Genomic DNA, 22,532 nt, shown 5'->3' with positions numbered 1-22,532 from the left:
CGCTTTCTCTTGGGACTAAAACAGGCCGGACAAAAGCACAATCGCCGCATCCATGCATTTGCATGGCGTGACGGCCGAAAAACGAGGGGTCCAAAGGACAATATGAGCACCGCCCTAGTCATTCTTGCCGCAGGCATGGGAACGCGGATGAATTCCGATCTGCCCAAGGTCCTGCACCAGATCGCCGGTGCGCCGATGCTCGCCCATGCCATGCTCTCCGGGCTCTCGCTTGAGCCCTCGCGGATCATCGTGGTTGCCGGTCACGGGGCCGACCAGGTTGCCGCCGCCGCGGAAGAGGTCATGCCGTTTGCCCAGATCGTCCTGCAGGAAGAGCAGAACGGAACCGCCCATGCCGTCGACCAGGCGCGCGAGGCCCTTGCCGATTTCGACGGCGACGTGATCGTGCTTTACGGCGACACGCCCTTCATCCGGCCCGAAACGCTGGAGGCCATGAAAACCGCCCGCGCCCGCCATGACGTAGTCGTGCTGGGCTTTGAAGCCGCCGATCCCGGTCGCTACGGGCGGCTGGTGATGGATGGCCAGCGGCTTGACAGGATCGTGGAGTTCAAGGACGCCTCGGAAGAAGAACGCAAGATCACGCTGTGCAACTCCGGCCTCATCTGCGCCGACCGCAGCGTGCTCTTTGATCTGATCGCCGCCGTGGGCAATGACAATGCCGCCGGCGAATACTACCTGACCGATATCGTTGGCCTGGCCCGTGCGCGCGGCCTGTCCGCCGGGGCCGTTACCTGCGACGAAGCAGAAACGATGGGGATCAATTCCCGTTCCGAACTGGCCGGGGCCGAAGCCGCCTTTCAGGCGCGCGCAAGGGCGCAGGCGCTGGAAGACGGCGTGACCCTGACGGCGCCCGAAACCGTTCACTTCGCCTTCGACACGATCATCGGACGCGACACGGTGATCGAACCCAACGTGGTCTTCGGCCCCAATGTCACCGTGGAAAGCGGCGCGCGGATCCGCGCCTTTTCCCACCTGGAGGGCTGCCACGTCAGCCGGGGCGGCATCATCGGCCCCTATGCACGCCTGCGTCCCGGTGCCGAACTGGCCGAAGACGTCCACGTCGGCAATTTCGTCGAGGTGAAGAATGCCCGCGTCGACCGGGCCGCAAAGATCAACCACCTTACCTATATCGGGGATGCGGAGATCGGCGAGGAAACCAACATCGGTGCCGGCACGATCACCTGCAACTACGACGGCGTGTTCAAGCACAAGACCCGGATCGGTGCGCGGGCCTTCATCGGCTCTTCCACCATGCTGGTCGCCCCGGTCTCCATCGGGGATGAGGCGATGACTGGCTCGGGCTCTGTCATCACGAAGGACGTGGAACCCGGCGCACTGGCCATCGCCCGTGCCCGGCAAGAGACGAAACCGGGCATGGCGCGGAAACTGATGGAAATGTTGCGGCTGAAAAAGGCGCGGAAAGCAGAGACGGAATAATGTGCGGAATCATTGGCTACCTCGGCAATCACGAGGCCTCTCCCTTTCTGGTCGAAGCGCTGAAACGGCTGGAATACCGGGGCTATGACAGCGCCGGGATCGCCACGATCAACGGCGGGCACCTTGACCGGCGCCGGGCCGTGGGCAAGCTGGTGAACCTGTCCGACGTGCTGGTCCATTCGCCGCTTCCGGGAAAATCCGGGATCGGCCACACCCGCTGGGCCACCCATGGCGAGCCCTCTGAGGTCAACGCCCACCCGCATCGCGCAGGCAAGGTCGCCGTGGTACACAACGGCATCATCGAGAACTTCCGCGAACTGCGCCGCGAGCTGTCGGACAAGGGCCTGGTCCCCGTCACCGAAACCGATACCGAGACGGTGGCCATGCTCACCGCGCTCTACATCGAAGAGGGGCTGACCCCGGTGCAGGCCGTCCGCAAGACGCTGGAGCGCCTTGAGGGCGCCTTTGCGCTGCTCTTCCTGTTCGACGGGGAAGCGGACCTGATGATCGCGGCGCGCAAGGGCTCTCCGCTGGCGATCGGTCACGGCGACGGCGAGAACTACGTCGGCTCCGATGCGCTGGCCCTGGCCCCGCTGACCGACCGGATCACCTACCTGGAAGAAGGCGACTGGGCCGTCATCACGCGCGAAACCATCGATATCTTCGACCGGCACGGCAATATCGCCAACCGGGCGATGAAGCGGGTGAGCCTGGACAAGGCGCAGGTCGATAAGGCCGGCCACAAGCACTTCATGGCCAAGGAGATCGCGGAGCAGCCGCAGGTCATCGCGGAGGCCATCCAGCATTACCTTGGTGCCTCGGGCTCCACGATCAGCCTGCCTGGTGCGGGGCTGGATTTCACCAATGTGGAAAGGCTGGTCATGGTCGCCTGCGGCACGGCCTATTACGCCTGCCTCACCGCGAAATACTGGTTCGAACGCATCGCCGGCCTGCCGGTCGAGGTCGATGTGGCCTCGGAATTCCGCTACCGCGAACCGCCGATCACGCAGGGCACCGTTGCGCTTTTCGTCAGCCAATCCGGTGAGACCGCTGATACGCTTGCCGCCCTGCGCTATTGCGAAGGCAAGGCAGAGCAGATCGTCTCTGTCGTGAACGTGGCCGAAAGCTCCATCGCGCGGGAAAGCGATCTGGCCCTGCCGATCCTGGCCGGAACGGAGATCGGCGTGGCCTCCACCAAGGCCTTCTCCTGCCAGTTGACGGTGATGCTGATTTTGGCGCTGGAAGCCGCACGCCAAAAAGGCCGGATCAGCGAGGACCAGCTGGAAAGCACGCTGGCGTCCCTGCGGGGTCTTCCGGCGGTCTTCGGCAATGCACTGGACGCCAACACGGTGGCAGAGGCGCTGTCGCTCGAGCTGGCAGAGGCGCAGGACATCCTGTTCCTGGGCCGAGGACTGATGTATCCTCTTGCGCTGGAAGGCGCGCTGAAAATGAAGGAAATCAGCTACATCCACGCCGAAGCTTATGCATCGGGTGAGCTGAAGCACGGCCCCATCGCGCTGATCGACAAGAACGTTCCCGTGGTGGTCATGGCCCCCCGTGACGGGTTGTTCGAAAAGACGGTCTCCAACATGCAGGAGGTCATGGCGCGTGGTGGAAAGGTCGTCCTGATTTCCGACCGTGCCGGTCTTGAAGCCGCACAGGACGGCATCTGGCGCAGCATCGAGATGCCCACGGTCGATCCCCTTCTGACACCGATCCTCTATGCGCTGCCGGCCCAGCTGATGGCCTACCATACGGCAGTCGCCAAGGGCACGGATGTGGACCAGCCGCGCAACCTTGCGAAATCCGTGACGGTGGAATGACCCGACGCATCCTGATCGATCACGTGGTCCCCGGCGCCGGGGGCCACGAAGACCGCACGACCGTGACCGCTGAGCTTGCGCCCGGCGGGGGTGTCAGGATCGAAACCCGCCATGGCGGGTCTGCCCAGACCGGCTTTGACGACGACCATTTCAGCGTGACTATCCCGGAGGCTCAGCTTGGCCGGGCGTTGCTCGTGCTGCTTGAGCGTGTCTATAAGCCCGCGACGCCCCTGACCTATCCCGAGATGGCCGCCCTGTTCGCCGCCGAAGGGATAAAGCTGGACCGGGACCGCTGAGGGGCGCGAAGGCCCCTGCTCGCCGTGATCGGCACAATTGAAACATGCCGCCGAAAGGCGCACCGACCGGAATCGAGGCTGAACTTGACAGTTGAAGAGGCACTTGCCGCCCTGAGAACGCAGGAAGATCCCGCGCGCGCCGAAGGGGCTGCCGCCTATCACAAGGCCGAGCGGGTCTACCTGGGCGTGCCCAATCCGGCGATCAACGACCTGGCCACGCAATGGCGGCGCAGCCTGCCACTGGACGCGCGCCTGTCGCTGGCCGATGCGCTCTGGCAAAGCGATGTCCACGAGGCTCGCGTCGCCGCCGCGAAGCTGCTGACACAGGCGCGCATCCGTCCCGATGACAACGCGGTCTGGCAACTGATCTGTTCCTGGGTGCCGGACTTCGATGCCTGGGCGATTGCCGACCACGCCTGCACAGCCGGGGGCAAACGGATCATGGCCGATCTGTCACGCCTCGACGAGGTAGAGACCTGGACCACCGCAGAGCACCTCTGGACAAAGCGCGCGGCCCTGGTGATCACCCTGCCGCTGGCGCGGCTGAACCACCCGTCAGGCCCCGAAAAGGAGGCCCGGGATCGGGTCCTGGCCTGGGCGGCCAGTTATGTTCCCGACCAGCGCTGGTTCATACAGAAGGCCGTCGCCTGGTGGCTGCGCGACCTTACCAAGCATGATCCGGAGGCGGTTCGGACCTTTCTGGACGCTCACGGGGAAGGGATGAAACCCTTCGCCCGCAAGGAAGCCGCCAAGTACCTGCCCGCCTAGGCGCTGACCTCGACCTCGGCAAGAGAGGAAAGGGGAACGCCAAGCGCCTGCATGGCCTTCAGGGACAGGCGGGAGCCAGCAGTCTTGGGGCCATCGATGGGAATAAGCGTGACCGCGACGCTCTTGCCGGTCTCGGCAGAGCGTACGGAGCCCGCCTGCCGAGTGCTGACGAGCGGTGTCTCCAGCCACATGCCACCAGTCCCCGCCGCCCCGAGCGTGGCGATCGTGGTGCCCAGAACGCCGCTTTCCACGGCATCGGGATCCTCGGGGACGATGTCTTCCGGCGGCGGCACGGAAGGCGCCTGGGCAGGAGCGGGTTCAAGGACACCGTCGATGTTGGAACAGGCTGCCATCAGGAGTGGCAGGGTTAGCAGCAGGGGGCGAAGTATCATCATGCGCAGAAGGTAACCCATCCCTGCTCCACATCAATCGCGGAATCATGACTTGTCGGCGACCCTTCGCCACAATACCTTCCCCCCATGACAGAACCCCTCGTCGATCCTTTCCAACGCGCGATCTCCTACTTGCGTCTATCGGTCACCGACCGCTGCGATTTTCGCTGCGTCTATTGCATGGCCGAGAACATGACATTCCTGCCCAAGAAGGAACTCCTGACGCTGGAAGAGCTCGACCGCATGTGCACGACCTTCATCGGAATGGGCGTGGAAAAGCTGCGCATCACCGGGGGAGAGCCGCTGGTGCGCCGGGACATCATGACCTTCTTCCGCGGCATGTCGCGCCATCTGGAAAGCGGGGCGCTCCAGGAGCTGACGCTGACCACCAATGGCTCCCAGCTTGAGCGCTACGCGGCGGATCTGGCGGCCGCTGGCGTGCGCCGCGTGAACGTCTCTCTTGATACGCTGGACGAGGAAAAGTTCGCACGCGTCACCCGCTGGGGCCGCCTGCCGCAGGTGCTGCGCGGGCTGGACGCCGCACAGGCCGCCGGCCTCCAGGTCAAACTGAACGCCGTGGCGCTCAAGGGGTTCAACGAAGATGAACTTCTCAGCATGGCCGAATTCTGCGCAAGGCGCGGCATGGATCTGACCTGGATCGAGGTCATGCCGATGGGCGACATGGGCAACGAGGACCGGGTGGGCCAGTACTGGTCCCTGCGCGACCTGCGCGCTCAGCTCGAAAAGCACTATACGCTGACAGATCTGCCCGAAAGCACGGGCGGACCGGCCCGCTACGTTCGGCTGGAAGAAACCGGCCAGAAGGTGGGTTTCATCACGCCGCTCAGCCATAATTTCTGCGAAAGCTGCAACCGTGTGCGCATGACCTGTACCGGGCAACTTTACATGTGCCTGGGGCAGGAAGACATGGCCGACCTGCGCCCGCCCCTGCGCAACCATCCTCAGGACAACGCCCCGCTCGAAGCTGCCATCCGCGCCGCCATCGGCCTGAAACCAAAGGGCCATGACTTTGACTACTCGCGGCAGCGGCCAGACGGCCAGGTCTCTCGCCACATGAGCCACACGGGCGGGTGATGTCCGGTGCCGGGGCGAAGGCGACGCCATTTTACCATTTCTACCGCCTCGTGGCGGAATGTGCAGCACCGCTGATCTGGCGCAGGGTCAACGGCAAGCTGGGCCATGAGGGCATCCCGGAAGAGCGCCGGAAAGAGCGGCTGGGCCATGCCACCGCTGACCGGCCCGACGGCATACTCCTGTGGTTCCACGCCGCAAGCGTCGGCGAAAGCGTGTCCGTGCTTGCCCTAGTCCAGGAGTTGCTGGACACCCTGCCCCAGGCCTCTGCCCTGATCACTTCGGGCACGGCCGCCTCGGCCAAGGTTCTTGCCAACCGCTTGCCAGCGCGCTGTCAGCACCAGTTCGCCCCCATCGACAGTGCCGCCCCCCTGCGCCGGTTCTTCGATCACTGGCGGCCCGATGCCGGCGTCTTCGTCGAAAGTGAGATCTGGCCGCAGCTTCTGGTGCGCGCCCGCGCCCGGGGCATCCCGCTGGCCCTTGTGAACGCCCGCATGTCGCGCACCACCCTGCGCAACTGGCAACGGCTGGAGGCGACGTTCCGCTTCCTGATGGACCAGTTCGCGGTCATTCGCACCCAGGATCGTGCCACGCTGGATGGCGTCCTGGCGCTTGGCGCGGATCCCGAACAGGTCGACGTGGGGCCGAACCTCAAGGCCCTGATCCAGGCGCCGCCCGTGGATGAGCAGGCGCTGGAAGAGATGCGGATCGCCTACCCTGGCCCGGTCTGGAGCGCGGTCTCCACCCATGAAGGAGAGGAAGAGGCGGTTCTCGACGCCCATCTCCTGGCCGCGCGCAAGCTCGAGGGCCTGCGCCTGATCCTGGTGCCCCGCCATCCGACCCGCGCCGATGACATCGCCCGGCTGATCGCGGAAAAGGGACTGAGCGTCACCCGCCGCTCTGCAGGTGAAGCTCCGGGCAGCGCAGAGGTCTACCTGGCCGACACCCTGGGCGAAACCGGCCTCTGGTATGCCCTGTCGCCCGTGACCTTCCTTGGCGGCTCTTTCGGGCCCGCTGGCGGCCATACCCCGTTTGAGCCCGCCTGCTTCGGCACGCCCATCCTACACGGGCCCAAAGTGGCCAATTTCGCCGAGGCCTATGCGCTGTTCGACAGCTCCGGCGCCGCGAAAAGCGTGGCGGACGCCGAAGCCCTTGCGCAAGCCCTGCACGAGATCCTGACGGATGCCGCCATGCACGACAGCATTGCAACCGCCGCCCGGCGGATCCGCGAGCGACAGCGCGGAGAGATCGCCGCGATTGCACGCCTGCTGCAGGAGAAACTGCTTCCCGCGACCTTGGGCAAAGGCTAGACCGGGGTCATCATGGCAGAGCTCTTCGTCACCAATTTCAACAGCAATTTCACCGGCGTTTCGGCGACGGCTGCCGGCGTCCTGCGTCAGCAAGTGACCCAGTACGACCTGAAGCTGGTGGGGCACCCCCTGCCCGGCTGCCCCGATCCGATCACGGCGCGACAGGCCCGTCAGATGTCTCGCGTCGCCCCCGCAGGCCGGCCCTTCGGCATCTGGCACGTGCGCCGCAATCCTGAGATGCGCGCGGCGATCTGGGCGCGTGACGTCTTGCGCCTGCCGATCAGGATCGTCTTCACCTCTGCCGCGCAGCGCTATCATTCGGCCCTGCCCCGCTGGCTGATCTCCCGCATGGATGCGGTCATCGCCACGACAGAGAAAGCCGCCGAATTCGTGCCCCATGTCCGGGCGGTCGTGCCCCATGGGGTCGATTGCAACCTCTTCACGCCGGCCACGGATCGCGCTACCGCCTGGGCCGCCACGGGCTACCCCGGCACCAGGGGCATCGCCACGATCGGGCGCATCCGTCCCGAGAAAGGCACTGACCTGACGGTCGAAACCCTGATCCGCGTCCTGCCGGACATGCCTGAGACCACCGCGCTTGTTTTGGGAAAGGCCAAGTCCGGGGACCAGTCCTTCCTTGACGACCTCAAGGCAAAGGTCGCCGCGGCGGGTCTGAGCGATCGCATCCTCTTTCCCGGAGAGATCCCGGCCCAAGACCTGCCCGCCCTCCTGCGTGCGCTGTCCCTTGTGATCCAGCTGCCGCGCTACGAAGGTTACGGCATGGCCCCGCTGGAAGCACTGGCCTCTGCAACGCCCATCCTTGCCAGCGAGGCTGGTTTCTTCCGCGAATTCACCCAGGACGGCCAGAACGGCATGGTCGTGCCGCTCGAAGATGTACCGGCGGCGGCAGAGGGACTGCGCAGGATGCTGGGCGATGCCGGGCTGTTAAACGCCATGTCCCTCCATGCCCGCCAGGATGCCGAACGGCTGTTCGGGATCTCGCGGGAAGCCGACGGGATCGCTGCCGTCTACGAGGCGCTCTGGGCAGAGGGCTGAGGCCCGCCAAGGGCGACGGCATCGTCGTGACGATGCCGTTCAGCCAGGGGAATGCGCCGCAGGCGCGCCTTTGGATCACGCCTGCGGTTGGCGAAGGGCTCAGGCGGCCGGCATCCGCTGCTCGACGATTTCGGCCCACCAGGAACAGCCTGCCGGGATGATTTCATCGTTGAAGTTGTACTCCGGCGTGTGGACATCCGCGCTGTCGCCATTGCCCACCAGGATATAGGCGCCGGGGCGTTCCTCCAGCATGTAGGCAAAGTCCTCTCCGCCCATGGTCATGTCCGCGAACGTGCATTCACCCGCGACAGAGGCCGCGACGGAAGAAGCGAACTCCGTCTGCTCTTCATGGTTGACCATCGGCGGGTAGCCCGGGATCCAGCGGATGTCGGCCCGCCCGCCCATCGCCTCGATCAGGGAGGAGGACATGGATTTCAGCCGTGCCTCTGCCATCTCGCGCATCTCGTTGGACATGGTGCGGATCGTGCCGCGCAGGGTCACGCGCGACGGGATGACGTTGAAGGCCTTGGACTCCGTTTCAAAGCTGGTGACGGAAACCACGACCTGTTCAACCGGATTGGCGTTGCGGCTGGCAATGGTCTGCAGCGCGACGACCAGCTGGCTGGCAGCAACGGTCGGATCGCAGGTGTTATGCGGCTTGGCCGCGTGGCCGCCCTGACCTTCGACCACGATCTCGAATTGATCGGTGGAGGCAAAGAAGGCGCCGGGACGGATCCCGAAAGAGCCCAGCGGCATCCCCGGCCAGTTGTGCATTCCGTAGACTTCCTGGATGCCGAAGCGCTCCATCATGCCGTCTTCGCACATTTCCCGGCCACCACCGCCGCCTTCTTCGGCCGGTTGGAAGATCACGATGGCGGTGCCGTCGAAATTGCGCGTCTCGGCCAGGTATTTGGCGGCCCCCAGCAGCATGGCGGTGTGGCCGTCATGACCGCAGGCGTGCATCGCGCCGGGCGTCTTGGAGGCGTACTCCAGCCCCGTCGCCTCAAGGATCGGCAGAGCATCCATGTCCGCCCGCAAGCCAATGACCTTGCCTGAGGTGTCGCTCTTGCCCTTGATGACGCCCACGACGCCGGTGCGGCCGATGCCGGTCACGACCTCATCGCAGCCGAAGGCCTCCAGCTTCTCTTCTACGATGGCAGAGGTGCGATGGGTTTCGAACAGGATTTCCGGGTTCTCGTGCAGATCCCGGCGCCATTCGGTGATTTCGGCCTGCATCTCCGACAGGCGGTTCTTGATAGGCATTTTCGGCTCCTTGGTGTTCTGGGATCAGCCCGGCTGCTCAGCCAGCGGCAGCCGCGTTTCGGCGAGTTCCGCCAGCCAGCTGCAGCCATAGGGGATGACCGCGTCGTTGAATTCATACTCGGGGTGATGAAGGTTTGCACTTTTGCCATTGCCGACCAGCACATAGGCGCCGGGCCGACGCTGCAGCATCTCTGCAAAGTCATCCGCACCCATGACCGGGGCCAGCTCTGAGTCCGCCGAGGAGACCGCGCTGGCGGCCCTCAGCGCGTGATCGACGGAGGCGCCATCATTCACCAGCACCGGCGGCCCCGGCAGGAACGTCAGCTTGGCCGTGGCGCCAAAGGCCGTTGCCGTGGCGGTCGCGATCTCTTCGATCCGGCGGCGGACAAGGGATTGGACCTCTGTATCAAGCGCGCGGAAGGTGCCCTTCAGTTCCACCGCGCCGGGGATCACGTTGTAGGTATCGGTCTCAGTCCGGAACCCGCAGACAGAGACGACGACCTCCTTGACCGGATCGACATTGCGCGAGGCGATGCTTTGCAGCGCGGTCAGGATATGGGCAGCGGCCAGGGTCGTATCGACGTTGAGGTGGGGCATGGCGGCATGCCCGCCCTGCCCGGTCACCGCGATCTCGAACCGTACCGGAGAGGCGAACTGCGCGCCTTTGCGCATGGTGAAACGCCCGGTTTCAAGGCCCGGCCAGTTATGCATGCCGTAGACCTCATCGATCCCGAAACGCTCAAGCAGCCCGTCCTCGATCATCGCCGCCGCGCCGCCGCCGCCCTCTTCCGCCGGTTGGAAGATGCCCACGACCCGCCCCGTGAAGTGCCGCGTCTCACAAAGGTATTTGAGGGCACCAAGTAGCATGGCCGTGTGGCCGTCATGGCCGCAGGCATGCATCTTGCCCGGATTGGTGGAGGCATGGGCAAGTCCGGTTGCCTCAATAATCGGCAGGGCGTCCATATCCGCCCGCATCCCGATGCAGCGACCTGATACCCGACCCTGCCCATTGATCACGGCAACCACGCCGGTCCCGCCGATCCCTTCGACCACCTCGTCACAGCCGAAGCTGCGCAGCTTGTCGGCCACATAGGCGGCTGTCTGGTGCTCTTCGAACCGCAGCTCCGGATTGGCATGAAGATGGCGGCGCCAGCCGGCGATCTCATCCTGCATCTCTGCAATGCGGTTGCGGACGGGCATATCAGCTCTCCGACAGGTGATCGAGCAGGCGTCGCATGAAATCCTGCCCCGCCTCGAACTGCGCGATCGTGATGTATTCGTCCGGCTGGTGAGCCTGGGCTATGTCCCCGGGGCCACAGACGACCGCAGACATGCCGCGCGACTGGAAATAGCCGGCCTCAGTCCCGTAGCTGACCACATGCGATCCGTTGTCGCCGGTCAGCTGGCGCGCCAGCCTGTCGGCCGCCCCGTCCTGCTCCGGCACAAGCCCCTTGGCATCGAAGAGCCGGGTCAGCGTGATCGAGGTCTCCGGCCGGATCGCCTGCATCGCGGCTTCGACCTTGCGGGCTTCCTCGGCATAGGCGTTGGCGTAGGTTTCCGGGCTTTCCCCTGGCACGCAGCGAAACGCCAGCACGAAATCGCACTGCCCGGCGGTGATGTTATTGGCCGTCCCGCCGGAGATCGTGCCGACATGGGCGTTGGTCCAGGGCGGATCAAACAGCGCATCCGTGCCCGTCGCATCTTTCGCGGCATTGGCGACGTTTACCTGGTTGGCCCAGTCCACCAGCTTCGCGGCCTCCATGACCGCAGAGACGCCCTTGTAGGCGATGGAGCTGTGCACCTCGTATCCCTGCACCCGAGTGCTTATGGCCACCCCGGCCTTATGGCCGGAGACCACCTGCAGCGTGGTTGGCTCACCGATGATGGCGATGGCGGGCTTGGGCACCTTTGGCAGGCAGTCGTTCAGCAGCGGTTCGGCCCCGATCAGGCCCAGTTCCTCGTCATAGGTGAAGGCCAGTTGCAGCGGCGTGGCAAGCGGCCGGCCGGCTGCCTCGGCCAGCGCCCAGACCGCCAGCGCGTCAAAGCCCTTCATGTCCGTGCAGCCGCGGCCAAAGTACTTCCCGTCCCGTTCCGTCACGGTGAAGGGATCGCTGGTCCAGTCCTGCCCGTCCACCGGCACGACATCCGTGTGCCCCGACAGCACGACGCCACCCTCTTCCCAGGGTCCCACATGGGCCCAAAGCCCGGCCTTTGGCTGGTCGGGATGGTCATGGCGCAGGCAGGTGACCCCGTGTTCCTCAAGGTAGTCCTGGACCCAGTCGATCAGGGGCAGGTTGCTGTCGCGGCTGACCGTCGGAAAGCTCACCAGCTTTTCCATGATCTCCAGGGGAGAGAGGCGTGAAGTCATTTTCGTCTTTCCGCAGGCACCGGGGCACAGGCCCGTACCCTTCAGTAACCGCTGTCTGTCGTCAGGATATAGTGGTCCTCGCCGACTTTCTCGTAAACCGATGGCTCCGGCTGATAGTCCAGCCCGTGGATCGGAGAGGGAATGGGTTTGAAATTCAGCTCGTGCTCTTTCTTGCGCCGCGCCGGATCCGCGATCGGCACCGCCTTCATCAGGGCACGGGTATAGGGATGGCGCGGATCCTCGAAGACCGCCTGGCGCGAGCCGATCTCGACGATGCGGCCAAGGTACATGACCCCCACCCGGTGAGAGACCCGTTCCACCACTGCCATGTCATGGGAGATGAAGAGGAAGGACAGGCCCATTTCCGCCTGAAGTTCCATCATCAGGTTCAGCACCTGGGCCTGGACGGAGACATCCAGCGCCGAGACGGATTCATCGGACACGATCAGCTTGGGGTTCAGCGCCAAGGCGCGCGCAATGGCCACCCGCTGACGCTGACCGCCGGACAGTTCATGCGGATACCGGCGCAGGAAGCTGCGCGGCAGCTCGACCCGATCGAAAAGCATCTCGATCCGGTCGTACATTGCCTGGCCCTTCTCGGTGCCGAAGTTCCGCATCGGCTCTGCCACCTGTTCGGCCAGCTGCATCTGCGGATTGAGAGAGGCGAAAGGATCCTGGAAGATCATCTGCATGTCCAGCCGCGCCCGGCGCAGGTCGCGCGAGTTCAGCGCCATGATATCCGTGTGATCCAGCTCGATCTGCCCCGAGAGCGGTTCGATCAGCCGCAGCAGGGACCGCCCCGCCGTCGACTTCCCGCAGCCGGATTCCCCCACAAGCGACAGGGTCTGCCCCTTGTTGATCTCGAAAGAGATATCCTCGACCGCGTGAACATTGGCCACTGTGCGGCGCAGTACCCCGCCCTTCACCGGAAAGCGCGTGACCAGGTTCCGCACGCTCAGCAGGACCTCGTCCTTGCCCGGGATCGGTTCGATCTTCTGGCCTTCCACGCCGAACAGTTTCATCGGCTCTGGCAGCGGCTTGCCTGTCATCTCGCCTAGCTTGGGAACGGCGGCCAGCAGGGCCTTGGTGTAATCATGCGCAGGCGCGTTGAATATCTGCTCGACCGGCCCCTCTTCCACCTTGTTGCCGCGGAACATGACCACCACGCGGTCCGCCATCTGCGCAACGACCGCCATGTCGTGGGTGATGAACATCACCGCGGTGCCGGTCTCGCGCTTGAGCCGGTCCATCAGGGCCAGGATCTCTGCCTGGATCGTCACGTCGAGCGCGGTGGTCGGCTCGTCCGCGATCAGCAGACGGGGTTCACAGGCCAACGCCATGGCGATCACGACCCGCTGGCGCATCCCGCCGGAAAGCTCGTGCGGGTATTGTTCGATCCTGCGCTCGGGCTCCGGGATCCGGACCTCGCGCAGCAGTTCCACCGCGCGCTTGGTCGCGGCGGACTTCGACAGGCCCTTGTGGACCATCAGCCCTTCGCGCAACTGACGCCCGACGGTGAAGACCGGGTTCAGGGCCGTCATCGGCTCCTGGAAGATCATCCCGATCTCATTGCCCCGGATCGTCCGCATCAGGCTCTGGTTCGCCTCTGCCAGGTTGATCTCACCGCCGCCCTTGCGATCAAAAATTAGGCGGCCACCGGCAATCTTGCCGCCGCCGTATTCGATCAGCCGCATCAGCGACAGCGAGGAAACGGACTTGCCCGAGCCGGATTCGCCCACCACGCAGACGGTCTCTCCGGGGAAGATATCGAAGGAAACATCCTTTACCCCTTCGACCGGCCCATCCCTTGTCTCAAAGGTAACCTGAAGGTTCTTGATCTGCGCAAGCGGTTGGTTGGGCGTTCCGGTATCCAGCATGTGGCACCTTGCATGAGGGAAGTTGAACTGACGCTAACGAGGCTTTCGCTTGATTGTCAAACTGCGCGCGCCGCTCTCTTAGGGTCACCTGAGCGTTAGGCTTGCAATTTGAACGAATCCGATTTTCGATAAACACTTCCATGAGGGGATGCGCCCGACGGAGGTGACAGAGCAGTCTGCGCCTGTGTCAGCCGGTCTCTTCGGGGTCGCAACCGGCCGGAAAAAAGGGTCGGAATTTCTAAACGGGAGATCACTATGTCAATCAAATCCATTCTGCTGGGCGCAGCGGCGAGCTTCGCCCTGGCCCCGGCTGCCATGGCCGAACGTGGGGCGGACGGCCATGTCAACATCATCTACTGGCAGGCCCCCTCGATCCTGAATCCCTACCTGTCCGGTGGCACCAAGGATATCGAGAGCTCCTCTCTGATCCTGGAGCCGCTTGGCCGCTTTGACCAAGACGGCGCGCTGGTGCCCTTCCTGGCCCAGGAAATCCCCACCGTCAGCAATGGCGGCGTGTCCGAGGACCTCACCACCATCACCTGGAAACTCAAGGAAGGCCTGCTCTGGTCGGACGGAACGCCGGTGACCTCCGAAGACGTGGTCTTCACCGCGTCCTATTGCATGGACCCCGATGGCGGCTGCGCGCAGTTCTCCAAGTTCGACGCCGTGGACACGGTGGAAGCGCTGGACGAGCTGACCGTGAAGGTCACCTTCAAGTCCCCGCAGCCCAACCCCTACCTGCCCTTCATGGGCGGTCAGTCCCCGATCATCCAGGCCGCGCAGTTTGCCGAATGCCTGGGCGCCCGTGCCCCCGAATGCACCGAGGCGAACTTCAACCCGATCGGCACCGGCCCCTTCGTCGTGGACGAGTTCAAGCCCAACGACGTGATCTCCATGTCCGCCAACCCGAACTACCGCGACCCGGCAAAACCGGCCTTCGCCACGCTGACTTTCAAGGGTGGCGGTGACGCAACCGCAGCGGGTAGAGCCGTGCTGGAGACGGGCGAGTTCGACTATGCCTGGAACCTGCAGCTGGCCCCCGAGGTCCTGGCCAAGATGGCAGAGGGCGGCAAGGGCGTTCCGGTTTCGGCATTCGGCACGCTGGTCGAGCGGATCGAGATGAACCTCACCAATCCCTCCCCCGACCTGCCGCCCGAAACCCGCGCGACCGTGGCAGAGCCGCACCCCTTCCTGTCGGATCTGGCCGTGCGCAAGGCCCTGTCCATGGCCATCGACCGCGAGATCCTGGTCGAGATCGGCTATGGCCAGGCCGGTCGCCCGACCTGTAACCTGGTGCCCGCGCCCGCGCGCTTTGCCTCGCCCAACACCGATTGCATGACGCAGGACATCGAAGGCGCCAAGGCGCTTCTGGATGAAGCCGGCATCGTCGACACCGATGGCGATGGCGTGCGCGAGAAGGATGGCGTGCCGCTCAAGCTGCTCTTCCAGACCTCCACCAACGCCGTGCGTCAGAACTTCCAGGACGCGATCAAGGCCTGGTGGTCCGAGATCGGCGTCGAAACCGAGCTGAAGAACGTCTCTTCCTCGGTCTTCTTCGGTGGCGATCCCGGCTCTCCGGATACCTTCCAGAAGTTCTACGCGGACGTGGAAATGTACGCCAACAACTTCGATGGCACCGATCCGCAGGCCTATCTGGCGATGTATCGTTGCGGCAACGAACCCAAGCCCTCTTCCCAGTGGCAGGGTGAGAACATCAACCGCTACTGCGATCCGGAATACGACGCCCTGCTCGACGAGCTGGCCAAGACCGGCGAGCTTGAGAAGCGCGGCGAGATCGCCATCAAGCTGAACGAGATGATCACCAAGGAAAGCTACACCATCGTTCCCCTGGTGGACCGTGGCCGTGTCTCCGCGCACTCCAACTCCCTGGGCGGTGTCGTCCTGAACACTTGGGACAGCGAGCTGTGGAACGCGGCGGACTGGTACCGCATCAAGGATTGATCTAGCCCCGGAGCCCGGCAACACGCCGGGCCCCGGACCATCCTGCCCCACCGGACCCTGCGCCCGGTGATGCCCGCAAGCCCGGATCCTTCATGCTCAATTTCACCATCAGACGGCTCATCGTCGCCGTCCCGACCCTGCTGTTCATCGCCGTGGTGATCTTTGCCCTGCTGCAATTGTCCCCCGGCGACCCGATGGCCCAGGTCCCGCTGACCGTCCCGCCCGAAGTCAAGGAGCGCATGCGCGAGGCCCTTGGCCTTGGCGAGCCCATGTACATCCAGTTCTGGAAGTGGCTGGTCCAGTTCTTCTGGATCGAACCCCAGGTTCTGATCGACAACATCTTCGGCACCCATTTCGCCGACGGCAAGCTGCGCGTCCTGTCCTGGCAGACCCGATCTCCGGTGATGGATATCGTGGTGCAGCGCCTGCCGCAGACCCTCTGGGTCGTGGGCACGGCCTATATCGTCGCCATCCTGATCGCCCTGCCCATCGGCATCTACTCCGCCTACAAGCATTACTCGGTCTTCGACAACGTCGGGACCTTCGTCACCATGGTCGGCTACTCGGTACCGCCGTTCTTCTCCGGCGTGCTGATCATCGTGATCTTCTCGGTGAACATGCCACGGGAAAGCTTCTGGTGGTTCCCTTCGATCTACGACACGACCCTCAAGGTGACGGACTGGGAAAGCTTCGGCCAGCAGATCCGCCAGATGGTCATGCCGGTGATGGTGCTGGCCCTGCAGATCACCTCTCAGCTGTCGCGCTTCATGCGGGCCTCGATGCTGGACAACCTCAACCAGGATTACGTCCGCACCGCCCGCGCCAAGGGGCTGGGTGAACGGCCTGTGGTGCTGGTCCACGTGCTGCGCAACTCCATGATCCCGGTGGTCACGGTCATCGCCCTTGGCATACCGCAGATCTTCGGCGGCGCCATCATCACCGAGCAGGTCTTCAAGGTGAACGGCATCGGCCAGCTTCTGATCGGCGCCATCCAGGCCAATGACCTGCCCATGGTGCAGACCCTGACCTTCATCTTTGCCGTGCTGATCGTGCTCTTCAACCTGATCGCCGATATCCTTTACGGCATCCTCGATCCCCGGATCCGCTATGACTGACTCTCCTGCACCCCGCCCCGAGATCCCGGTCACGGAGATCCTCACCGACCCGGTCCCCTCCACCCCGCCGCGCAGCCAGTGGATGGAGGTCTGGAGCCAGTTCCGCCACCACAAGGGCGCGATGGTGGGCGGCTTCGTCTTCCTGTTCATCGTCCTGGCGGTCTTCCTTGGTCCCTACCTCTGGGGGCTGGACCCGGCCAAGATCGACTTCCGCGCCCGCAATGAAGGCCCCTCGCTGGCGCATCCCTTCGGGACCGATCAGCTGGGCCGGGACATGATGGCGCGCCTGATGGAAGGCGGGCAGGTCAGCCTGGCCGTCGGGATCACCGCGATGCTGCTTGCGCTGGTGCTGGGCACGTTGATCGGGATCACCGCAGGCTACTTCCGCCGTCTCGACAACTTGTTGATGCGGATGACGGACCTCTTCCTGGCCCTGCCCCTGCTGCCGCTGCTGCTGGTCATGGTGCTGCTGTTCCGCGACCCGCTGTCCAAGGCCTTCGGCACCGAAACCGGGATCTTCCTGCTGATCGTGACCGCCATCGGCATCACCTCCTGGATGCCGACCGCGCGGATCGTGCGCGGCGATGTCCTGGCCCTGAAAGAACGGGAGTTCGTGCTGGCCGCGCGTTCCATCGGGACCACCAACATGATGATGATCATGCGGCACATCCTTCCCAACGTGATCTCTCCCATCGTGGTCTCTGCCACGCTGGGCATCGCCAATGCGATCATCACGGAAAGCGCGCTCAGCTTCCTTGGCCTTGGGTTCCCGCCGGACTTCCCGACCTGGGGGCGGCTGCTTTACGATGCGGTGGACTACCTGCAACAGAACCCCGAACGGGTGCTGCTGCCCGGTGTCGCGATCTCCCTGACGGTGCTGTCGGTCAACTACCTGGGCGATGGTCTGCGCGATGCGCTGGATCCTAGGATCCGCGGCCGCTGAAGCCCCTCTTGCAGGCGGACCCTGTGCCGCCCGGAAGCCCAGCTTTCGGGCGGCACTGCTTTGCGCCCCCTGCCCGCCTTCAGTGCATCCTTGCCCGAATGCGGCGGACCAGAAGCCAGACCAGCACCACCACCAGCGGGGTGACCCCCGCCAGGACCAAGCCCTTGGACAGGTGATAGCTTTCCGCTAGCGGGTAAAGCATGTAGCTGGCCAGCGAGACCGCGTAGTAGCTGATCGCCACCACCGAAAGCCCCTCGACCGTTTCCTGAAGCCGCAGCTGCGCATCCGCCCGCCGGTCCATGGAGGCCAGCAGCGCCTGGTTCTGCGCGCTGCGCTCCACGTCCACCCGGGTCCGCAGCAACTCGCCTGCGCGGATCGCCCGGTCCGACATGGCCCCCAGGCGCTGTTCACTGGCCCGGACGGTGCGCATGGCCGGCTCGTACCGCCGCATCATGAACTCCGTGAAGGTCTGGCGCCCGCGGAACCGCTGTTCCCGCAGCATCTCCACCCGCTCCCGGACGATGGCCTCATAGGCCTTGGTCGCGGCAAAGCGATAGGCCGTGCGCGCGGCGAGATCCTCCAGCTCTGCCGAAACCTTCAGAAGGCCCTTCAGCGTGTCCTCCGACTTCGTCTCATCCTGCCGCATGGCGCCGATCAGCCCGGTCAGGGCGTCGTCGATCCGGTGCAGGCAGGGGGCGATCCGCCGGACCCGGGCCAGGCCCAGCATCGACATGGCCTTGTAGGTCTCGATCTCGCAAAGGCGCTGGACCACGCGCCCCACGCGGCGGCTGCCGATCTGTTGACCGGTGAAGACGGCGAAACGCATATGGCCTGCCGGGTCGATGCGGAAATCCCCGGCGATGATCGCCTCACGTTCCAGCACATGGGCCACGGCCAGGCTTTCGCCCTCGAACCAGCTCTCCAGCTTGTCGTCTATCGCGTCGTCTTCCGGCCCCGGCTCCACCCGCAGCAGGATTGAGGTCACCCGCTGTCCCGGCGCCTTTGCAAGCCAGTCAGGGGGAAAGACCTCGAACTCCGCCGGGTCAAAGGGGCGGTCGGACAGCGTGCGGGTGAAGATCGTGAAGGTCACGAACTCCGTATGGCTTTCCCACTTCAGCATGTGGCGCCCGATCTGGCCGGACCAATGGGTCGCGTCGGGCTGCGGGTGCGGGGCGCCGTGACGATCCAGCAGGTCCAGCAGGTGCTGCCGTTCGGCCTGCTTGTCGCGGGCGGTATCGGTGCCCGGGGCCTTCAGCGCCAGGAAGGCCACGCTGCACGGGGTGGCGAGCGTGGGAAAGGGCCTGGCGTGCAGCTCATTGGCGAGCGGATAGCGGAGCGGGTGATCTTCAAGGGGCATGGCACATTCACTTGCGTCTTTCACAATTTGTGAACCTTGACGCAACGCGAAGAAACCCTGTTTCCGCAAACATTTCAGAAGGTTACCGGAATACTGTTGCATACCGCGTCCTTCTGCCAGCAGGGCATGGGACGGCGTGCTCTCCAGCTCTGGGTGCGGGGGATGAAAAAAGGGCGGCCCCGCAGGACCGCCCCTTTCCTTCCCAGTGACCCCGATCAGGAGATCTTGGTCAGAAGCTCGTCGATGGACTTCTTCGCGTCGCCGTAGAACATCCGCGTGTTGTCCTTGTAGAACAGCGGGTTCTCGATCCCGGAATAGCCCGTGCCCTGGCCCCGCTTGGAGACGAAGACCTGCTTGGCTTTCCAGACCTCCAGCACCGGCATCCCGGCGATGGGGGAATTGGGATCCTCCTGCGCGGCGGGGTTCACGATGTCGTTGGAGCCGATCACGATGACCACGTCCGTCTCCGGGAAATCGTCGTTGATCTCATCCATTTCCATGACGATGTCATAGGGCACCTTGGCCTCTGCAAGCAGCACGTTCATGTGGCCGGGAAGACGACCCGCCACCGGGTGGATGGCAAAGCGCACTTCCTTGCCGGCTGCGCGCAGTTTGCGGGTCAGCTCGGACACGGATTGCTGTGCTTGTGCCACCGCCATGCCATAGCCCGGCACGATGATGATGCTGTCTGCTTCGTCCAGCGCCGTGCCGACACCATCGGCGTCGATCGCGATCTGCTCGCCCTCGACCTCCATGGCGGGACCGGAGGTGCCGCCGAAGCCGCCCAGGATCACCGACACGAAGCTGCGGTTCATCGCCTTGCACATGATGTAGCTCAGGATCGCACCCGAGGAACCCACCAGCGCGCCGACCACGATCAGCAGGTCGTTCGACATGGAAAAGCCGATCGCCGCCGCTGCCCAGCCAGAGTAGCTGTTGAGCATGGAAACCACGACAGGCATGTCCGCGCCGCCGATGCCCATGATCAGGTGGTAGCCGATGAACAGCGCGCAGGCCGTCATGATGATCAGCGGGAAGAAGCCGCCGGTGTTGGTGTACCAGAACAGGCAAAGCAGGGAGAGCGCCGCAGCCCCTGCGTTCAGCATGTGACCGCCCGGCAGTTTCTCTGCCTTGGAGCTGACCTTGCCGGCCAGCTTGCCATAGGCAATGACCGACCCGGTGAAGGTCACGGCGCCGATGAAGACACCCAGGAACAGCTCGACCTGAAGGATGCCCAGCTCGACCGGGGACTTGTGTGCCACCAGTTCCGCGAAGGTGCCGACGGCCTCATGCCCGCGGGCCAGGCCGCGCATGGTGAAATGCGCGTTGAAGCCCACGAAGACCGCCGCCAGGCCAACAAGCGAGTGCATCGCCGCGACCAGCTGGGGCATCTCTGTCATCTGCACACGCGTGGCGACGAAGAAGCCGATGACCCCGCCCGCCGCGATCAGGATGAGCGACAGAAGCCAGAAGCCCGCACCGGGGCCGATGAGCGTTGCAACCACCGCCAGCGCCATGCCGGCGATGCCGTACCAGACGGCCCGCTTCGCGCTTTCCTGGCCCGACAGGCCACCCAGCGACAGGATGAAGAGGACAGCCGCGACCACGTAGGCCGCCGTAGTGAAACCGAAATCCATGATCCCCTACTCCTTACGATTTCTGGAACATGGCGAGCATGCGCCGTGTGACAAGGAAGCCGCCGAAGATGTTGATCCCGGCCATGAAGACCGACAGCGCGGCAAGGATGATCACGATCCAGTTGCCGGATCCGATCTGCATGAGCGCGCCAAGGATTATGATCGACGAGATGGCGTTGGTGACCGCCATGAGCGGGGTATGCAGGGAATGCGCGACGCCCCAGATGACCTGGAAGCCCACGAAGACCGACAGCACGAAGACGATGAAGTGCTGCATGAAGCTGGCGGGCGCGATCAGGCCGACGCCCAGGATGAGGATGGCCATGATCCCCAGCAGCCCGACCTGGGTGCGGGTCTGCTTCTTGAAGGCGGCCACTTCCGCGGCGCGCTTCTCTTCCGGCGTCTGCTCCTTGGCCTTTTCCTTCGGCTTCTGGGCCGCGATGGCCGCAACCTTCAGGGGCGGCGGCGGGAAGGTCACTTCACCTTCGTGCGTTACCGTGGCCGAACGGATCACGTCGTCGTCCATGTCATGGTCGACAACGCCGTCCTTCTCGGGCGTCAGGTCCGTCATCAGGTGGCGGATGTTGGTGGCGTAGAGGCTGGAGGCCTGGGTCGCCATACGCGACGGGAAGTCCGTGTAGCCGATGATGGTCACGCCGTTGTCGGTCACGACCTTCTCATCCGGCACGGTGCCTTCCGCGTTGCCGCCCCGCTCTGCCGCAAGGTCGACGATGACCGAGCCGCGTTTCATCGAGGCGATCATGTCTTCCAGCCAGAGCTTGGGGGCCTCGCGGTTGGGGATCAGCGCCGTGGTGATGACGATGTCCATTTCCGGCGCGATCTCGCGGAACTTGGCCAGCTGGGCCTCACGGAACTCCGGGCTGGAAACAGAGGCATAGCCGCCGGTGGCCGCGCCATCCTGCTGCTCTTCCTCGAAGTCCAGGTAGACGAACTCCGCGCCCATGGATTCGACCTGCTCTGCCACTTCGGGGCGCACGTCGAAGGCATAGGTAATGGCGCCGAGAGAGGTCGCGGCGCCGATGGCGGCCAGGCCGGCAACGCCCGCCCCCACCACCAGGACCTTCGCCGGGGGAACCTTGCCCGCAGCGGTGATCTGACCGGTGAAGAAGCGGCCGTAGTTGTTGCCGGCTTCGATCACGGCGCGATAGCCGGCGATGTTGGCCATGGAAGACAGCGCATCCATCTTCTGGGCACGGGAGATCCGCGGGATCATCTCCATGGCCATGACGGTCGCGCCCTGCTCCTTGCACTGCTCCAGCAGCTCGGTGTTGCCCGCCGGGTTGAAGAAGGAGATCAGGGTCTGACCCTTCCTCAGCAGCTTTGCTTCCTCTTCGGAAGGGGGGCGCACCTTTGCAATGATATCGGCGGTTTCGAAGAGAGCCCCTTCGTCCGGCAATACGGTGACACCGGCCTCTTCATAGGCCGCGTCGATGAATCCGGCTTTCAGGCCGGCCCCCGACTGGATGAAGCACTCATGCCCCAGTTTCTGAAGTTGCAGCGCGGATTCCGGCGTCATAGCGACGCGGGCTTCTCCTGCGAACACTTCTGTTGGCGTTCCGATTTTCACCTGTGACGTCCCCCTTTTCGAACATCGAGCCGCCCCGGTGCGGAGCGGCGGGTCTTCTGCCGAACGCTAGCGCTCGGCCCCTCACTATCAAGCCGCGCAACTTTATTGCGCAGCGCCCGCGCCGGGATGACATGACCGACAAGCCAGTGTCAAACCGAAGCACGGGTTCTTACGTCAACGACAACGGAAGTGACGCGTAAATATCGCGGTGCGGCCTCCTCCGCCTTCTG

Annotated in this window: 18 protein-coding genes; 10 read left to right on the top strand and 8 right to left on the bottom strand. The window is 64.4% G+C overall.

Features of this window, described 5'->3' with window-relative positions:
- Positions 1-102: 102 nt before the first annotated feature.
- From glmU to HCZ97_RS07065, 4 genes are all read left to right on the top strand, one after another.
- Positions 103-1,455, top strand: coding sequence for a bifunctional UDP-N-acetylglucosamine diphosphorylase/glucosamine-1-phosphate N-acetyltransferase GlmU (gene glmU / locus HCZ97_RS07080; protein WP_167687994.1), 1,353 nt, complete (start codon positions 103-105; stop codon positions 1,453-1,455).
- Positions 1,455-3,278, top strand: a complete 1,824-nt coding sequence (gene glmS / locus HCZ97_RS07075) for a glutamine--fructose-6-phosphate transaminase (isomerizing) (RefSeq protein WP_167687993.1) — start codon at positions 1,455-1,457, stop codon at positions 3,276-3,278. The genes glmU and glmS overlap by 1 nt, the downstream gene beginning before the upstream one ends.
- On the top strand, positions 3,275-3,574 hold the full coding sequence (locus HCZ97_RS07070) for a hypothetical protein (RefSeq protein WP_167687992.1): 300 nt from the start codon (positions 3,275-3,277) through the stop codon (positions 3,572-3,574). Before glmS ends, HCZ97_RS07070 begins: the two co-directional genes overlap by 4 nt.
- Before the next feature lie 84 nt (positions 3,575-3,658).
- The gene (locus tag HCZ97_RS07065) at positions 3,659-4,342 is read left to right on the top strand and encodes a DNA alkylation repair protein (RefSeq protein ID WP_167687991.1); all 684 of its coding nucleotides are present in this window, start codon (positions 3,659-3,661) and stop codon (positions 4,340-4,342) included.
- On the opposite strand, the gene HCZ97_RS07060 is transcribed toward HCZ97_RS07065, so the two are convergent.
- The gene (locus HCZ97_RS07060; protein ID WP_167687990.1) at positions 4,339-4,755 is read right to left on the bottom strand and encodes a hypothetical protein; all 417 of its coding nucleotides are present in this window, start codon (positions 4,753-4,755) and stop codon (positions 4,339-4,341) included. The genes HCZ97_RS07065 and HCZ97_RS07060 overlap by 4 nt on opposite strands.
- A gap of 66 nt (positions 4,756-4,821) precedes the next feature.
- Between HCZ97_RS07060 and moaA the strand changes: the two genes are divergently transcribed.
- Genes moaA through HCZ97_RS07045 form a run of 3 tightly spaced genes read left to right on the top strand, consistent with a single transcriptional unit; the run spans position 4,822 to position 8,192 of the window.
- Entirely contained in the window at positions 4,822-5,829 is a 1,008-nt protein-coding gene (gene moaA, locus HCZ97_RS07055) for a GTP 3',8-cyclase MoaA (RefSeq protein ID WP_167687989.1), read from the top strand.
- The gene (locus HCZ97_RS07050; protein WP_167687988.1) at positions 5,829-7,136 is read left to right on the top strand and encodes a 3-deoxy-D-manno-octulosonic acid transferase; all 1,308 of its coding nucleotides are present in this window, start codon (positions 5,829-5,831) and stop codon (positions 7,134-7,136) included. Before moaA ends, HCZ97_RS07050 begins: the two co-directional genes overlap by 1 nt.
- 12 nt (positions 7,137-7,148) lie before the next feature.
- On the top strand, positions 7,149-8,192 hold the full coding sequence (locus HCZ97_RS07045) for a glycosyltransferase family 4 protein (protein WP_167687987.1): 1,044 nt from the start codon (positions 7,149-7,151) through the stop codon (positions 8,190-8,192).
- A gap of 99 nt (positions 8,193-8,291) precedes the next feature.
- Here HCZ97_RS07045 and HCZ97_RS07040 read toward each other — a convergent pair whose 3' ends face one another.
- From HCZ97_RS07040 to HCZ97_RS07025, 4 genes are read right to left on the bottom strand one after another with little or no spacing between them, the layout of a single operon-like run.
- Entirely contained in the window at positions 8,292-9,455 is a 1,164-nt protein-coding gene (locus HCZ97_RS07040; RefSeq protein WP_167687986.1) for a M20 aminoacylase family protein, read from the bottom strand.
- A gap of 24 nt (positions 9,456-9,479) precedes the next feature.
- Positions 9,480-10,655 carry an amidohydrolase gene (locus HCZ97_RS07035; RefSeq protein WP_167687985.1) on the bottom strand — a complete coding sequence of 392 codons (1,176 nt, stop codon included), beginning with the start codon at positions 10,653-10,655 and terminating at the stop codon, positions 9,480-9,482.
- Between the two features lies 1 nt (position 10,656).
- Positions 10,657-11,823, bottom strand: a complete 1,167-nt coding sequence (gene argE, locus HCZ97_RS07030) for an acetylornithine deacetylase (protein WP_167687984.1) — start codon at positions 11,821-11,823, stop codon at positions 10,657-10,659.
- Positions 11,824-11,864: 41 nt separating this feature from the next.
- Positions 11,865-13,700 (bottom strand): ABC transporter ATP-binding protein, encoded by a 1,836-nt coding sequence (locus tag HCZ97_RS07025; RefSeq protein ID WP_167687983.1) that lies wholly within the window; start codon positions 13,698-13,700, stop codon positions 11,865-11,867.
- Positions 13,701-13,955: 255 nt separating this feature from the next.
- Between HCZ97_RS07025 and HCZ97_RS07020 the strand changes: the two genes are divergently transcribed.
- From HCZ97_RS07020 to HCZ97_RS07010, 3 genes are all read left to right on the top strand, one after another.
- On the top strand, positions 13,956-15,662 hold the full coding sequence (locus HCZ97_RS07020; RefSeq protein WP_167687982.1) for a peptide ABC transporter substrate-binding protein: 1,707 nt from the start codon (positions 13,956-13,958) through the stop codon (positions 15,660-15,662).
- Between the two features lie 92 nt (positions 15,663-15,754).
- A complete protein-coding gene (locus HCZ97_RS07015; RefSeq protein ID WP_167687981.1) occupies positions 15,755-16,777 on the top strand; it encodes an ABC transporter permease in 1,023 nt (340 codons plus the stop codon).
- Positions 16,778-16,859: 82 nt separating this feature from the next.
- Positions 16,860-17,720 carry an ABC transporter permease gene (locus tag HCZ97_RS07010; protein WP_254871409.1) on the top strand — a complete coding sequence of 287 codons (861 nt, stop codon included), beginning with the start codon at positions 16,860-16,862 and terminating at the stop codon, positions 17,718-17,720.
- A gap of 79 nt (positions 17,721-17,799) precedes the next feature.
- On the opposite strand, the gene HCZ97_RS07005 is transcribed toward HCZ97_RS07010, so the two are convergent.
- The 3 genes from HCZ97_RS07005 to HCZ97_RS06995 form a co-directional block, all read right to left on the bottom strand.
- Positions 17,800-19,077 carry a DUF3422 family protein gene (locus HCZ97_RS07005; RefSeq protein ID WP_167687979.1) on the bottom strand — a complete coding sequence of 426 codons (1,278 nt, stop codon included), beginning with the start codon at positions 19,075-19,077 and terminating at the stop codon, positions 17,800-17,802.
- 215 nt (positions 19,078-19,292) lie between these two features.
- Positions 19,293-20,714, bottom strand: coding sequence for an NAD(P)(+) transhydrogenase (Re/Si-specific) subunit beta (locus HCZ97_RS07000; RefSeq protein ID WP_167687978.1), 1,422 nt, complete (start codon positions 20,712-20,714; stop codon positions 19,293-19,295).
- 13 nt (positions 20,715-20,727) lie between these two features.
- Complete coding sequence (locus tag HCZ97_RS06995; RefSeq protein WP_167687977.1) at positions 20,728-22,302, bottom strand: Re/Si-specific NAD(P)(+) transhydrogenase subunit alpha; 1,575 nt, start codon at positions 22,300-22,302, stop codon at positions 20,728-20,730.
- Between the last annotated feature and the right edge of the window lie 230 nt (positions 22,303-22,532).

This window comes from Pseudooceanicola sp. HF7 (genome assembly GCF_011806405.1).
Classification (GTDB): domain Bacteria; phylum Pseudomonadota; class Alphaproteobacteria; order Rhodobacterales; family Rhodobacteraceae; genus Pseudooceanicola.
This window is presented reverse-complemented; position numbering and strand designations above follow the sequence as displayed.

Excerpts from the sequence above, each read along its gene's own strand:
- glmU (WP_167687994.1), top strand. The coding sequence starts at position 103 with ATGAGCACCGCCCTAGTCATTCTTGCCGCAGGCATGGGAACGCGGATG.
- glmS (WP_167687993.1), top strand. The coding sequence starts at position 1,455 with ATGTGCGGAATCATTGGCTACCTCGGCAATCACGAGGCCTCTCCCTTT.
- HCZ97_RS07070 (WP_167687992.1), top strand. The coding sequence starts at position 3,275 with ATGACCCGACGCATCCTGATCGATCACGTGGTCCCCGGCGCCGGGGGC.
- HCZ97_RS07060 (WP_167687990.1), bottom strand. The coding sequence starts at position 4,755 with ATGGGTTACCTTCTGCGCATGATGATACTTCGCCCCCTGCTGCTAACC.
- moaA (WP_167687989.1), top strand. The coding sequence starts at position 4,822 with ATGACAGAACCCCTCGTCGATCCTTTCCAACGCGCGATCTCCTACTTG.
- HCZ97_RS07050 (WP_167687988.1), top strand. The coding sequence starts at position 5,829 with ATGTCCGGTGCCGGGGCGAAGGCGACGCCATTTTACCATTTCTACCGC.
- HCZ97_RS07045 (WP_167687987.1), top strand. The coding sequence starts at position 7,149 with ATGGCAGAGCTCTTCGTCACCAATTTCAACAGCAATTTCACCGGCGTT.
- HCZ97_RS07040 (WP_167687986.1), bottom strand. The coding sequence starts at position 9,455 with ATGCCTATCAAGAACCGCCTGTCGGAGATGCAGGCCGAAATCACCGAA.
- HCZ97_RS07035 (WP_167687985.1), bottom strand. The coding sequence starts at position 10,655 with ATGCCCGTCCGCAACCGCATTGCAGAGATGCAGGATGAGATCGCCGGC.
- argE (WP_167687984.1), bottom strand. The coding sequence starts at position 11,823 with ATGACTTCACGCCTCTCTCCCCTGGAGATCATGGAAAAGCTGGTGAGC.
- HCZ97_RS07025 (WP_167687983.1), bottom strand. The coding sequence starts at position 13,700 with ATGCTGGATACCGGAACGCCCAACCAACCGCTTGCGCAGATCAAGAAC.
- HCZ97_RS07020 (WP_167687982.1), top strand. The coding sequence starts at position 13,956 with ATGTCAATCAAATCCATTCTGCTGGGCGCAGCGGCGAGCTTCGCCCTG.
- HCZ97_RS07015 (WP_167687981.1), top strand. The coding sequence starts at position 15,755 with ATGCTCAATTTCACCATCAGACGGCTCATCGTCGCCGTCCCGACCCTG.
- HCZ97_RS07010 (WP_254871409.1), top strand. The coding sequence starts at position 16,860 with ATGGAGGTCTGGAGCCAGTTCCGCCACCACAAGGGCGCGATGGTGGGC.
- HCZ97_RS07005 (WP_167687979.1), bottom strand. The coding sequence starts at position 19,077 with ATGCCCCTTGAAGATCACCCGCTCCGCTATCCGCTCGCCAATGAGCTG.
- HCZ97_RS07000 (WP_167687978.1), bottom strand. The coding sequence starts at position 20,714 with ATGGATTTCGGTTTCACTACGGCGGCCTACGTGGTCGCGGCTGTCCTC.